Origin of the sequence: Providencia sp., assembly GCF_052096715.1 — a bacterium.
In the GTDB taxonomy this organism is placed as follows: Bacteria; Pseudomonadota; Gammaproteobacteria; order Enterobacterales; family Enterobacteriaceae; genus Providencia.
The window spans coordinates 213,262-228,680 of record NZ_JBQDNB010000004.1; the positions used below are offsets into that span (position 1 = coordinate 213,262).

The window sequence follows — 15,419 nt, forward strand, 5'->3', positions numbered from 1 at the left end:
TTATGCTGAGGTTCAACTGTTTTTTCTAAAATCGCTTTGCTAGAAATAGTGATTATCAATATCTATTTGAGATATCGTATTATCAACTGGTGGAATATCAATTGGCATCACCACGTTATTTTCTACTGGTACTGGTGCAGGACTAACAGATGTATCGGGTAAGGTTGAATCTATCGTAATTTTGCCTGCTATAATTTCCTTATTATCTGCCTTATCTTTCACTTCAATCGTGTATTTATGGGAACCATCAGCCAGTAGCTTGGTGACAGGAATTATCCATTTACCACTTTTATCAGCCTTCCCTTGATAAGTCGCATTAGCAATCTTAAGCTCGACTAACGCATCAGGCTCTGTTACGCCACTGAATTTTGGTGTGTTGATATTGGTAATATCATCACTTTTATCCCCAGAGTTAGTAGAATTTTCTAAGGAACCAGAAAGTTCAGGAGCTTTGGTATCAATAGTAATTTGCCCTGTCATCTCCTTCGTATTTCCCGCAGCATCTTTTACTTCAATATGATAATCATGGGTTTTATCAATCAAGGTATCCGTAACAGATATCGTCCATTTACCACTTTTATCAGCCTTCCCTTGATAAGTCGCATTAGCAATCTTAAGCTCGACTAACGCATCAGGCTCTGTTACGCCACTGAATTTTGGTGTGTTGATATTGGTAATATCATCACTTTTATCCCCAGAGTTAGTAGAATTCTCTAAGGAACCAGAAAGTTCAGGAGCTTTGGTATCAATAGTAACTTTGCCGGTTAAACTTTCTATCCCTAGATTCCCTGCAATATCTGTTATCCTTATTTGATAATCATGTTCACCATCTATTAGTGGTTCTGATAACGTAAAGCTCCAGTTTCCGTGCTTATCAACAAGGATACCCTTATAAATATCTTGACCAACTGTGATTTCTAAATAAGCGTCTGGCTCTGCAATCCCCGCAAAAGTCGGTGTCGTAATACGAGCTAAAATGTCCTGTTTAGTCGTAAAGTCCGTAGGGTCCACTGCACCGCCAATGAGCAAATCGGGGGCTGTCATATCAATGGTTAACTGCCCCTTAATTTTACCATTAATGCCTTGAATATTATCAATCGCAAAAATCACATAATCATGGATACCATCACTCAATTCGGTATCCACATTGATCGACCACTCTCCTCTTTCATTTGCTATGCTTTCATAAGTTGATGCCATTTTATTATTGAAAACGAGCCGTACAGTGGCATTTGGTTCTGTTACTCCCTTAAATATTGGCTTATTTACATTGGTATGATTATCTTTCTTCTCCCCAGAATCTGAATCAGGGTCTAGCTCACCATTAATCGAGGCAATTGTTTTTACCGTAAAATCACCTGATAATTTATTTAAACTAATTTGGCCAAGAATATCATGAGCTTCTATTTCATATTTATAAGTGCCATCATTTAACTCTTGTTTATCGTCTAATTTTATCTTCCATTTACCATTAGCATCCGCTATGGCTGAATATTTTTGTTTACTAATCGTTAACCATACCGTGGCATTTGCTTTTGTAATTCCACTGAATGTGGGTTGATTAATATTAATAACACCGCTATTTGAAAGTAAGTCATCTAATGTTGCGGTTATTTCTGGAGGGGTAACGTCATAGAGTAAGTCAAAATCAAACTGTGTTTCGCGGCCAATTAAATCTTTTGCCGTAATCGATAGAGAAATATTATTGCCATCCTTTATATCAATGGGAACAATATTATTAGGCAATGTTAATTCCCAACTTCCTTTATTATCTGCCTTAGTCGTACCAATGATTTTTCCCGTCATGTCTTTTAGCGTAATTTGGCCTGCGGAAGTTGTTATCCCTGTAAACTTAATCTCGTTTTGATTAAATAATAACTTGCCATCTTTTGTAGAAATACACTGTTTATCATTAATACCAAATTCAATATTCGGTGAAGTAATACCTTGTTCATCACTAAGCACTTTAATAATGACTTTATGCTCTGTTTTATTTCCCGCAACATCAAACGCTGTAATTTTAGCGGTATGCTCACCATTTGATAAAGTTAACTCATTAGCAAACGTCGTTTTAGAACCATTATATTTAGTTTGTAGTTTATTATGTCTTGTGGTTTTGCCATTCACCGTTATCAGGTAATAATCCATATTTCCAGAATAGGTAAAAACCAGTTGTGGATTAATTACATTAGAAACTTGAGTGCCACTATAAAGTTGCTTATCCACAATATGAAAGTCATTAAAGACCGGATCAGTAGTAAGGATATTTAATGTCGTTTGTGCAACAGCAAGGCTTCCATCATCTTGAATAAAACTAATATGATAAGCTCCGTCCCCGCTAATAGGCACTTCGAAACGCCACTCCCCTTTCTCATTTGCTTGAATGGAATAATCTTTACCATTCACCTTAGCTGAAATCGTGCCGCCTGCCGTTATTTGGCCTTTATATACGGGGTGTTTATGGTTAGTAAAGTTGTTTCCAACCTCTCCAGAGTCTGTATCAGGGTCAAGATAAAATTTAAAATCACTGATCACTACAGAGAAAGAAGCCTCCCTTACCGAACCATAAACATCTTTAAATGTTAGGGTATAGGGGACTTCCCCTAAAGGGAGTTGAACATTATCAGGAACTTTAAAATGCCATGATTTTCGGCTTTTACCAAAATCTACTGAATATGTTTTACCTCCGATATAAATGGTTCCTTTCAATTCATCCCTATCTGAACTCCCTTCAATAGAACCTTGTAAATAAGGTGAGCGACTAGAGCTAAGACGTTCATTATTTTCTCCTGTACTACTAGATTCGGCTGAAACTTCACCTGTTATTTTCAATATACAGTTTTTTATCTGTAATCCAGGCTTATAAAATGTTTTTTCCGAAGAAACTCCAGAAGAAGACGTTGCAACAACAGATATATTATCCACATCATAACGACGATCATTGTCAAATATCCCTTCTGGAATAGTGAAGCTCCAATTTCCATCTTTATCTATTTTAGTAATAGGAAATAAATAGTTCTGTTTCTTATTTTGATGAAAATAAGAAAACTTAAACTCTAAACTAGAATCATCATTTATTTTTCCCCGAAACGTTGGGGTAAGACTATTAATTGATTTAGCTTTATTAAATTTCCCCAATATTGAAGGATTAATAAGATCTATATCTGAAAGCTCTGGTTTATGACTACTGATAACCAATTTGGCTGTTTTCTCAAATACATTGCTCGCCGCATCCGTGACATTAATTTTAAAATTCCCAGTAAAATATTTAGGTAATTCATTAGGTAAAGTTAAGCTCCAGATACCATTGCTATCCGTCGTCGTTGAAACTAATTCATTATTTAAATGTAACGTAACTTTGCATCCAGGTTCACCTTTCCCAGTAAATACTGGTTTTTGATGTGCGGTAATAAAGTTACCTTTAGAGCCAGTATCTGTTTCTGCGGTTAATTCGATTGAAGATACTGGTGCGATATTATCAATAAAAATGTTCCCAGATATCTCTTTTAATTGCCCATTGGTTGGGTGCTCTGCCATGACAACATAATGATTATTTCCCTCAGGCTGCTCATTAACGGTAATGTCCCAGTTTCCAGTTAAGCTATCTGCCACTGTCGTAAAATCTTCACCATTAATCGATAAGGTTATTTTAGCATCCTTAGTCGCTGTTCCCGTAAACTTAGGCATTTTTATATTAGTGATATAATCGCCTAGCTTACCACTATCGCTACCAACATCTAATACCACTGAAAGCATCGGAGGATGGACTTCTCCCGCCCCTCCTGACGAGGGTAAATATGAAAAACTCTGTTCCACCGTTTTTTGGTTACCGGCGGCATCTTTCGCCACTATCTTATAATTGTTCTCTTTGCCCACTTCCGCATCAACATCAAAACTCAGTGACCACTTACCTTGGTTATCAGTATAAACCGTTTTAATTTGTCCTTTAAACTCAGCAATAATTTTACTATCAGGGTCAGCTGTACCGCTAATTTGTGGACGCTTTAATTGCGTTATTGAGGTATTCGAATTCTCTTGGCTCGCTAAGTCTAAGCTCGCTGTCAATGTAATTTGAGTATCAACCGTAAACTGCCCGTGAAATACCCCGACATTACCTGCGTTATCCGTTACCTTGACTTGATAGTCATAGACTTTATCTTCCGTTACGGCGGGCAAAGTTACCTGCCAAGCCCCATCCTTACCCACCACTACTGGGTACTCCTGCCCAGTAAATACAACCACTGCCGCCGAGCCCGGCTTAGTTTTGCCGACTAAGGTCACCGCTTTTTCTTGGGTAAGATGGTCACCTTTCACACCCGAGTCGCTGTTTTGTGCCAGTGTGGCCTCGGCCGCGGGTAGCACGGTATCTATCTGTACCGTTTCACTGAGTGTCTCGCTGTTCCCCGCCTTGTCAGTAATTTTAACTTTTAAAGAATGTGCGCCCTGCCCAAGTGGGGTTTGAATATCTATCGACCAATTCCCCTTTTCATCCGCGATGGTCGAGTAAACTTGACCGCCAATGGTGATTTGAATATCAGCATGCGCTTCCGAGTGCCCTGATAATGTCGGGGTGGTTTGATGAGTGAGAAAGTCAGCTCGACCATTTAGTTGTAGGGTTGTCGGCAACAATGTCGTTTTGATCTGCACGGACTCAGTTAATGTTTTGCTGTTGCCTGCCACATCCGTAGCCGTTACTTGATAATGGTAGAGATCATCGGCCAGCCCTTTTTGACTAACGGCTGTCCAATCGCCATTTTCATCGGCGGTGGTTGTGAGTTTTTGCCCACCTATAATTAACACAATGGCGCTATTGGCTTCCGCTTTCCCTGAAAAGTGAGGGCGCATATCATTGGTGACGTTATCCCCGATCATACCACTATCAGAAGCCGCATCTAGGTGTACCGATAATGCATCCACCTGGGTATCAACCGTAAATTGCCCGTGGAATACCCCGACATTCCCTGCGTTATCCGTTACCCTGACTTGATAGTCATAGACTTTATCTTCCGTTACGGCGGGCAAAGTTACCTGCCAAGCCCCATCCTTACCCACCACTACTGGGTACTCCTGCCCAGTAAATACAACCACTGCCGCCGAGCCCGGCTTAGTTTTGCCGACTAAGGTCACCGCTTTTTCTTGGGTAAGATGGTCACCTTTCACACCCGAGTCGCTGTTTTGTGCCAGTGTGGCCTCGGCCGCGGGTAGCACGGTATCTATCTGTACCGTTTCACTGAGTGTCTCGCTGTTCCCCGCCTTGTCAGTAATTTTAACTTTTAAAGAATGTGCGCCCTGCCCAAGTGGGGTTTGAATATCTATCGACCAATTCCCCTTTTCATCCGCGATGGTCGAGTAAACTTGACCGCCAATGGTGATTTGAATATCAGCATGCGCTTCCGAGTGCCCTGATAATGTCGGGGTGGTTTGATGAGTGAGAAAGTCAGCTCGACCATTTAGTTGTAGGGTTGTCGGCAACAATGTCGTTTTGATCTGCACGGACTCAGTTAATGTTTTGCTGTTGCCGGCCACATCCGTAGCCGTTACTTGATATATTGCCTCTCCATCTACCAGTGGCTTTTCAACACTAATGCGCCATATACCTTGCGTATCCGTAATTGTCTGTAATGTTTGCCCTGCAATGGTTAATGTAACTCGACTACCCGCTTCTGTTTTTCCTGAAAAAGTAGGGAGCTTATTATTGGTTAATTTATCCCCTAAAATGCCACTATCCGAATGCTCATCTAAACAAACAAAAAGGCTATCTAACCGCGTATCAACCGTAAATTTGCCACTCACCGTAACGGGTTTGTCCACTCCGTTTGATGCCATCAGTGTATATTCATAGAGATCATCTTTTAAAGGGTGGATCATCTTTAGTGACCAATTACCATCTTTATCTGCTTTGATAGGGTATTTCACGCCATTAATCGATAAGTGAGCCTGGCTATCGGGAGAAACAATTCCGATAAATGTTGGCGTGCTAGTATTCGAAATATTGTCGCTTTTTTTCCCAGACTCTTCGCTTAATTCCCCTCGAATAAAAGCCTGAATCTTTGGCTTAACGATCAATGGAGTGATAGGTGAATTATTTGCAGGTTGAGAAGAAGATGATGATGAAGAATTGCCTTGGGTGGTCGTGGATACAGAGGGCGAAGAAAAAGAGATATCATTTGAGGTATCTTGATTTTGTTTTTCTGATTTTTGATTTAATTGTTTTTTCACTTCCGTTAATTTTGTAAGTGACGAGCTCAATAATGCCTCTTGTTCAGCTTTTTCTGATGACAGCATATGAAGTGTTTGCTCTAGTTTTTGGTTCTGTTGATTTAGCTCTGCCAGCTTATCCCCAAATACTTTCTGTTCGTTAACCCCTTCCTCATTATTATTTGACATGTTCTGGCTATCAGCAAACTCGACAGTATCACTCGTAAACTGCTCTTTGATATAAACCGCATCAGCACCGACATTTAATGTTATAGATGATAAAATTTCATCTTGTGAAAGAATAGTCCCTTGCTCAGTCGATAAGCTCATATTACCTAAAATAATTTCAGACAATCCATTTTTAATAACTTCAATGGAGCCGTCAGGCTTCGTTACGATTAAATCAAGCCCCTGTACTTTAAATTTTTTAATTTCTATATTTTTTGATTCAATCGAGCCAATTTCATTAATCATATTCTATTTCATTATGTTAAAAGTGGATTATTCAGCTAATAATAGTTAGCCGTCATCAATGAAATTATTATATACCTTTAATTAACGATAATATTTCAGCTAACATAAATTGGTCTGATACTCCTTTTTTTTGAGCTTAAACTCAAGTGAGTTAATTTAAATAGCGAATATAATATAAACCTAAATTAATAATGGCATTGAAACTATAATGATAGAAGAAGATGATGATGACAGCTCAGATGAAGAACTAGCACCTATGGTTGATGGGTTAAGTGGAACGCTATGTATCATAATTTTAGTCTCCATGGTATTTATTTTTAGCGGAATGAAAACCGCAGAAACCTATATTAATTATGGTGAATTAAGATTTGAAGAGACTCAAATAGACCTACAAAAAAAACGAATTTATTTCAAGGGGGGAATTCATTTATCAAATAGTGAAATATCCTTACTAAACAATGAAATAATAAAGTCAAAGAATGAAAAAATAATAATAAGCAGTTATATAAATGATCGAATAAGCCACAGCAAAGAAAAAAGCACCTATAACCTTCTTTATATGGCATCACTAATTAAAAATTTGGGAATTAATAAGGAAGTTGTTCTAAAACAAGGAACAAGTGAATATTGCCCAGGTTGGAACTCATGTATTTATTGGGATTATAAATAAAATGTATTATCTTGGACTATTTTTTTATGCCGCAACATTTCTCGCTTGTTTTTTATTACAATCAGTACGAGAAATGATTCAGCAATGTTTACTACTCGCTCCAGAAATAAGCTACACTATGATTGGAATTTATATTTACCCTCTCATTATTTTTTTATTTCATCGCTTATGTAATAAAAATAAGCAAAGTAACTATATACTCCTTTCAAACCAAACAAAGCTATCCGCATCGGTAACTGTGTCATTAGGATTAATCGGTACTTTTATTGGATTAACAGGGATGATCACTGCTATTTCAGCATCACTTGGAGGGGATGGAGATATTTCAGAGAAAATGAATGCCATGATTTCATCTATCTCTATGGCGCTTAATTCAATGTCTTTTGCATTCTTAACATCCATTCTTGGCGTCTCTATTTCAGTATTGCTACTAGTAAGTTTGAATTTCTTTCACTTTTTCTATCAAAAAGAAAGTAAAAAAATAAAAGAAAAAACAGCAACATATACAGAAGAGCTCAATAATATCCAAGAAACACTGAATACATTACAAAAAGTGAATATAAATATAGCGCAAAAAGTGATTTCCACATCTGAAAATAACGATCTAGCTAGTGAAATTTCAGAACATCTCTTAACTTTATGCACCACAGCACAACAAAATTTATCGGTTTTAAAATCAATAAAAACGGCTGATGACGACTGGAAAATAAAATTAACCACCTATTTATTGGAAGAACAAATAACTCGAAAAACGGAGAATGAAAAAATATCAGAGGAAATGTCAAGAATTGAACACACCACGCAATGGCTAAAAGAAAACACCATTGAAAGCAGAAAAAAATTATTAACACTATTATCAATGGAGTAGCACATGCGTACTAAGAATATCACTTTAGGGTTATTATTTGGCCTATTATCATCAAGTTATAGTATAGCTACTCAGGATGTTGAAAGCTTTCACTCCTTCATTAATCGTGTATTAGAAAACTCAAACCCGATCAAAATAAAAACATTAGAGTTGGAAGCTGAAAACCTCAAAGCCAAACAGACAGATTATTATTACCTTCCGAAAATATCAGCTTCAGGAAAAATAAAAAATAGTGATAGCAGTGTAAGTAACAACATTACTGCAACTTCGTTGGTATATGATAGTACATTAAGTCATCGCTTCAATGAAAAAAACCTAAGATTAAAAGTTTCAGAGCTATCACTAAATAAAGAAAAAGAAGAGCTTTATGCATCTACAACTAATAATCTAATTGGAATTTATTATCTCAATGAGCTAACTAAAACAACAGCTAATCTAAATAGTGATGCTAAAAATATTTTCAAGCTAATTACTCATCGATATAAAAGTGGTATAGCTAAATACAGTGATGTAGAACAGGCTTCTTTGTTAATCCAACGAATTGAAGCAGAACTACAAAATATAGAAAGAGAAATTGAACAATATAAATCAAATGTTGAACTTTCATCGGGAATTATTTTTCCGCTTGAAGGTGTTAAAATTCCAAAAGTCTTACTAAAAAACCTAGAATCTACCATTATTGATAGTGAGAATACTCAGCAAAATACCGAATATAATATACTACGTATGCAAGCTGATACCATGAGAGAAAATGCTTATCAGCAAAACTCTTTCTTTAATGTTAGTCTCATCGCCGAAGAACGGTATCTTGATCAAACCAGAAATCGTAACGAGTCTTACATGGGCATGGAGGTAAAGTTAAACGTTTTTGATATAGATAAAGTACTCAATGAAAAATCTCAACTAAAATTATATGAAGCAACAAAAACTAAAGCTGATTATAAATATAAGGAATCAGCCGCAAAAATTAAAAATCTAAAATTGATATCTAATTCAAATACAGCAGAGTTATCCGGATTGCAACAGCAACGTAAAACGATGCATTCTATTATTAAAAGTCAAAAAAGAGAATATGAAATATCGCAATCTTCTTTCTATGAAATGGTAAATACTTTATTTGATATGCTAACAATGGAGAAACGCATTGCTGAACTTATGATCGAAGATATGAAAAATAAGATGGAATACATCCATTTAACAGGGAAATTAATCGAAATTGAAAATTAATTTTAAAAAACTGTATCAATTATCTAAAAAAGTAAAAATACTAATTGGTATAACATCTATATTTATCGGTTATATACTATTAGCTAAAATTGAAATTTCTTCACCAGGGGAAGGTATCATCTCTGGGGTATCAAATAGATTAGAGATAGTAAGCCCTGCATCTGGATTTATCAATCAATTTAATATTAAAACAGGGGATAAGGTAAATAAAGACCAAATTTTATTTTCCTATACAAATTTAGATGTATTTCATCAAGAAAAAACATTAACTAATTTAGTCGATTTTTCTAATGAGCAAATTAATGAGTTAGAAGAAAACAAAAATTTGTTGAATAAAATTCTTGATGGGGAAATTAGTAATGAGTCTGAATATTTTTCAGTCTCAAGTAGCTTAAAAAGCAAAAAATTAAGTGCATACAGAGAATTATATGAATATATTCTATTACATATGGAAGTAAACAATTTAAGAGCTAAATATATTGCACAAATTAAAGAATCAAGTGAATTAGAAAATCAAATTAATATTTTGAAAAAAAAAGAGATTCTACTAAAAAATGCACATGCTCCTGAAATTGAAAAATTGAATAACAATGCAGATATCAGTAGAACGAATGCCCTTATGACAACTGGCGAATTAAATTCTCAAGGATTATTACGAGAAATCGCACTGTCCGAAAAAAAATATACTGCTCGTCTTATCAATGAGATTCAAGAAAATGAAACTCAGCTCAATAGACTCAAAAAAGAGAAATTAGAAAATAGTGGGCAGATGGAACTATTGAGAAATAAGATAAGGGCAAACAGTGTGTTATCGCCAGCCAATGGTATTGTATTAAGCATTGAAAAAGATTTAGAAAAAGGCTCATATGTTGAAGCATCAAATTTAATAATGGTTATTAAAAAACAACAAAATGCTAGAGTTATTGAAGGTAAAATACTGGCAAAATACCGTCCTTTTATTACACTTCAGCTCTCTGCAAAAATAGTTGTGAATTCCCCTGGATTTAAAAAAATCATTCACGGAAAAGTGACTAAAATTAGTGCTGACTCCTTTAATGACCGTGAAAAAATGAATCAAGAACGTTTTTATTCCGTACAAATTACACCAGAGCAGGATACGATGATCTTGCCGGAACACGATGGCTTGCCTGTCATGATCTATATATCAAGTAAAAAAATCTCTGTTCTTAATTATTTAACCGCATTAATTAGCGATAACATTACATTTAACGTTTGGTGACCCCATGCTAGGTTTTATCTCTGCATTATCCGCTGCTGTGGCAACCATGACCTTATTGATGGCGGTACTTCTTGCCAATGTATTATCGAGCACCATGGCTGCCGAACAAAATAAAGGAAAAGCTACATTGATGGGAATTGAAGACGATAAACTAGAAGATTCCACAGAAATCAATAATAGCAATAACGATAGTAATAGCCGTAATTATGGAGGTGGCAACGGTAATAGCATGATAAAATCATTAACATTTAGCCATGATACATTAAAGCTAATTGATAATAATAAAGTTAAATCTATTGATGTCTATTGCAGCTATGGCAATAATATATCTTTAGATGCCGCGATGACTTACACCATTTATAATACGATCTTAATTAAAAAAAACACACCGAACATTTCGATTAAAGCCTTAAAACCTGTTGAAGATAGTGACGGTGTTAATGCTTGCTTCCTTAAAAGTGAAGAAAATGAAAGAAAGTAATTTCCATGATATAATTAACCAATACTTTAAGATATTAGGAGAGCCTTTTACCACTCCTGCAATTTCGTATGATAATAAATATATTCTGAATCATATCAACGAGTTTATTGATAACGATTTCTTTACTTATCAATATATCCAAATTATTGATTTCAGTGAGAAAAAACTACCTTTACTCTTCATTATGGAGATAAAAGATGGAAAATATATTATCATCAAAAATCAAAGTGGTCAGTTGACTAACTTAACAACCGAACTAGCTATAACACCACAACTAATTGAAAGTAAAAATTTATTTTAATTTTCTTCTCATGAAAAAAAACTTAGTGAAGATGGTATATATCAATCGCTACTCAACCTAACACCAAAGTCTAGTTTATTCTCATTACCTTTAATTGTGTTTGCGCTGCTACTGCCATTATACTCAAACCTTTTTAACTCTCGGTTAGTCTATAGCGAATCTGTAAGTTCTTTATTGTATATCAGTTTTATTTTCATTTTCGTTATTGGCTTAGAATTTTTTATCAAACATATTATTCACGAACAAAACATTAAAAAAATAAAGCTTAACATTGGTATTTTTAATCGCTATTTTGTCAATTTATTAAAACAGGCTAGCTGTAAAAGTGCCTCCATAAAAATCAGAACAACAGAAGCCTCTATTTTACAATTATGGGAAATCAAGCCTCAAATAATTTATGATGTTGGATTAGCCATTTTATTTTCCTTTTGTATTATTGGCATGTTAGGCCTATATTCGCTATTACTACTCGCCTACTATGCAGGGTTTATTTTTCTATGTTTGCACATTCGTTTTCGTTCATATAAAAATATGTTACGCGCTAATAGTCTTAACTATGAAAAATCAGCAATGTACTACTCCTTAGAACAAAAAAAGCACGAGCTTTGTTTTGCTAATAATACTCATTTTAAACAATATATTAATGTAAAAACTAATGAAGATGAAAAAATAAAATTAAAGCTTAACGAAGCTAATCATCATTGGATGGAAGTTATCAAGGTAAATACATTTTTGTCCATGATAGTCATGTATATAGCCAGCTATTTGGCTATCGGAGATGGTAGTTTAAGCTTAGCTTCGGTGATTGCTGTTATGATAATTAATGGTCGTCTTTCAAGTTCCATTACAGGCGCTATTAACCGCTTATTTATGGTAAAAACACATCTATTTCACATTAAATCGAGCATTAATCAATTAACAACTAACCCACGGGTCCACTTCAAAGTTAATGGCATAACAACAGATTCTGTGGCGCATTTCAGTGCAAAAAATCTTACGATTAACATTAACGGTAAGACCATTATTAATCAGCTCGATATTGAAGCTCATTCAGGCGATATTATTGGTATTACGGGTGTCTCTGGATCGGGAAAAACATCATTAATAAAAGCACTTTGTGGCACATCAGCACACTCATCAGGTGATATTACGATCAATGATGTCAATATCGATGAAATTTCTCAGTGCTTTTTCGCAGAAAAAGTTTCCTACCACAGTGGTGTCTCGACATTTATTCATGGCAGTATCCGTGATAATTTTAATTTCCACGGTGTTTTTGATAATTCGATGATTATTCATATCACCAAGTTATGTTGCCCAACCTTACCCATTAGTAAAGAAACTTTGGATGATACCTTAATTAATGATGTCGCCGCCTCTACTGGTGAAAAGCAAAAATTACAGCTTGCACTTACATTACTCAAGAAACCAGAAATTATCTTTCTCGATGAGTCTACTTCATTTATGGCATCCCATGATGCACTCGAATTTCTTAATTTAATGAAAAAAGAATTTGAACTAGATAATGCGATTATTTTCTTTTCTACCCACGACGTAGGATTAACGCCATTTTTTACACGGCATATTGCGTTATCCTCAGGCAACGTTAAATCCATTAATATTGCACAACGGTACAATGAAATTATTATTCCTAAAATCACCCTAGGGTAATAAGCAAAAAACGCCTACTTAACAGTAGGCGTTCTAATTTAAAGAGTTTAACTCAGCTAATTTTTAATACTCTCTAGAACAGGGTTATAAGAATGCAAAGAAAATCATTCCCACAATCGCCCCCGTAGTACCTAAAATAGTTTCCATTACAGTCCAAGTTTTTAATGTTTGAGCCTCAGTTGCACCTGTAAATTTACCAAACAACCAAAACCCTGAGTCATTAACATGACTGAGGATCAAAGATCCACCCGAAATACAAATAGCTAAAGCCGCTAACTGAGCACCAGAATAACCTAGCTCACTAATCACAGGTAAAACTAAACCGACCGTCGTTAAACAAGCCACAGTCGCAGATCCTTGGATGACACGGACAGCCCCCGCTAATACAAAACACGCGATAGCAATTGGTAAACCTGCACCAATCAACGAATCCCCTAACGCAGGGCCTACGCCGGAGTCCACTAAAATTTGTTTAAATACGCCACCAGCACCGGTAACAAGCAGGATAATACCAGCAGGTTGAATTGCAGCTGAACAAATCTCCATTACTTTTTCTTTGTTCAAGCCGTAACGGAATCCCAAACCATAGATAGCTAACAAACAAGCTAATAATAATGCAGTAAATGGATGACCAATAAACTCTAGCCAATGTTCTAGATTTGAACCTTTCTCAACTAAATGTGTACCAATCGTTTTTAAGCCAACTAACACGAGTGGGAATAGCACTAAACATAAGCTGAATGCAAAACTCGGCATTCTACCTTGTTCTGTTTTTGGTGCCTGATAATCCGCAGGAATATCAATATGAACAAATTTACTGATAAAACTACCGAAAAAAGGACCCGCTAAAATCATACTTGGGATCGCAGCGCAAAGACCAATTAAGATCATCCAACCATAATCAGCCCCCATTTGTGAGGCCACTAACATAGGCGTTGGTCCCGGCAATAGGAATGCCGCAGCCGCCGCAACCCCAGCAAATAGTGGTATAGCAAGGCGAACAACGTTGTGGCCCGTACGATTTGCTACCGCAAAAACAACACCAATCAATAAAACAATTGCCACATCGAAAAAAAGTGGTAATGCACAAATTAATCCAGCCACACCGACCGCATAGTGCGCTCGCTTCTCACCAAAAAGATTCAGAAGCTTATTTGCTACCTGATCAAGCGCACCGGTCTCATGTAAAATCTTACCAAACATAGCACCGAGTGCGACAACAATAGCCAGAAAACCGAGTGTACCTGCCATGCCTTTTTGCATTGTTTCAGTGATATCTTGTACTGGCATACCGGAAAATAGACCAGCACCGATAGAGACTATCATTAATGCAACAAATGCATGTAAACGCGCGTACATCACTAAAAATAAAAGTAAAACGACCGAACCTACAGCGGTCAATACCAATGTCATGGTGCTTAATGTTTCAACAGTTGTGTTCATGGTCAGCCCTCAGTCATAACATGACGAATTGCAGAGCAGGTGTTCGCAATCACATCTTCTAAAGATGGACGAATATCAACAGCATGAACATCTGTTTCTTCTGCACTTGGTTCTTGTAACGTATCAAATTGGGATTTCAACATTTCGGGTTTGAAAAAATGCCCTTTACGCGCTTTCAATCTCTCTTCGATGACAATCGCATCACCTTTCAAGTAGATAAAATAAAGATTTTTATTATCATCTCGTAAAATATCGCGATAACTTTTTTTCAACGCAGAACAAACTACTAAAGAAACTGCATTGGTTCTTTGCATCGCGAAAATCGCACTATTAAGTGCAACTAACCAAGGTTTACGGTCATCATCATTTAATGCCTGTCCTGACGCCATTTTTAAGATATTCGTTTTAGGATGCAAAAAATCGCCATCTAAAAAAGCCGCATTTAATTGTTGTGCGACACCGTTAGCAACCGCGGATTTACCGCTACCCGATACCCCCATTAAGACAAATGTATAGTTTTGATTTTGGGTATCACTCATAGGAAACTCCTCAGGTATTAAAATGGTCTTATCTATTTTTATTTATAAACCGATACAAATGTTACCGGTAACAAGTTACGGGTAACATTATCATCAGTAGGGCATTATTTAGCAATTAAATTGGCGAAGAAAAAAACAGTTCTGTGATAGTTATCGCAATAATATAGAGGATGCCAAGATATAAATTTTCAATAATTCTTAAAGATAAGAAATATTTTTATTTTTAAAACTTTAAAACATTACAAATAAAACACCCTAAGTAATATGAATTAATAATTCATATTATAACCTGATCTTTATCCTAAAT

Annotated in this window: 10 protein-coding genes; 7 read left to right on the forward strand and 3 right to left on the reverse strand. The window is 35.9% G+C overall.

What is annotated here, in order from left to right; translation table 11 throughout:
- Positions 1–39: 39 nt before the first annotated feature.
- A complete protein-coding gene (locus ACTH6U_RS05455) occupies positions 40–6,672 on the reverse strand; it encodes an Ig-like domain-containing protein (RefSeq protein WP_441831767.1) in 6,633 nt (2,210 codons plus the stop codon).
- 208 nt (positions 6,673–6,880) lie between these two features.
- Between ACTH6U_RS05455 and ACTH6U_RS05460 the strand changes: the two genes are divergently transcribed.
- From ACTH6U_RS05460 to ACTH6U_RS05490, 7 genes are all read left to right on the forward strand, one after another.
- The gene (locus ACTH6U_RS05460; protein ID WP_294101443.1) at positions 6,881–7,342 is read left to right on the forward strand and encodes a hypothetical protein; all 462 of its coding nucleotides are present in this window, start codon (positions 6,881–6,883) and stop codon (positions 7,340–7,342) included.
- Entirely contained in the window at positions 7,293–8,210 is a 918-nt protein-coding gene (locus tag ACTH6U_RS05465; protein WP_441831768.1) for a hypothetical protein, read from the forward strand. The genes ACTH6U_RS05460 and ACTH6U_RS05465 overlap by 50 nt, the downstream gene beginning before the upstream one ends.
- 3 nt (positions 8,211–8,213) lie before the next feature.
- Positions 8,214–9,437, forward strand: coding sequence for a TolC family protein (locus ACTH6U_RS05470; RefSeq protein ID WP_441831769.1), 1,224 nt, complete (start codon positions 8,214–8,216; stop codon positions 9,435–9,437).
- Positions 9,427–10,677 carry an HlyD family efflux transporter periplasmic adaptor subunit gene (locus tag ACTH6U_RS05475; RefSeq protein WP_441831770.1) on the forward strand — a complete coding sequence of 417 codons (1,251 nt, stop codon included), beginning with the start codon at positions 9,427–9,429 and terminating at the stop codon, positions 10,675–10,677. The genes ACTH6U_RS05470 and ACTH6U_RS05475 overlap by 11 nt, the downstream gene beginning before the upstream one ends.
- A gap of 4 nt (positions 10,678–10,681) precedes the next feature.
- On the forward strand, positions 10,682–11,158 hold the full coding sequence (locus ACTH6U_RS05480) for a hypothetical protein (RefSeq protein WP_336428609.1): 477 nt from the start codon (positions 10,682–10,684) through the stop codon (positions 11,156–11,158).
- Entirely contained in the window at positions 11,145–11,459 is a 315-nt protein-coding gene (locus ACTH6U_RS05485; protein ID WP_441831771.1) for a hypothetical protein, read from the forward strand. Before ACTH6U_RS05480 ends, ACTH6U_RS05485 begins: the two co-directional genes overlap by 14 nt.
- 174 nt (positions 11,460–11,633) lie before the next feature.
- Positions 11,634–13,130, forward strand: a complete 1,497-nt coding sequence (locus ACTH6U_RS05490) for an ATP-binding cassette domain-containing protein (protein ID WP_441831772.1) — start codon at positions 11,634–11,636, stop codon at positions 13,128–13,130.
- 84 nt (positions 13,131–13,214) lie between these two features.
- Here ACTH6U_RS05490 and gntU read toward each other — a convergent pair whose 3' ends face one another.
- Both gntU and gntK read right to left on the reverse strand, forming a co-directional pair.
- Entirely contained in the window at positions 13,215–14,573 is a 1,359-nt protein-coding gene (gene gntU / locus ACTH6U_RS05495) for a gluconate transporter (protein ID WP_294101424.1), read from the reverse strand.
- 2 nt (positions 14,574–14,575) lie between these two features.
- Complete coding sequence (gene gntK, locus ACTH6U_RS05500) at positions 14,576–15,112, reverse strand: gluconokinase (protein WP_441831773.1); 537 nt, start codon at positions 15,110–15,112, stop codon at positions 14,576–14,578.
- Positions 15,113–15,419 lie beyond the last annotated feature (307 nt).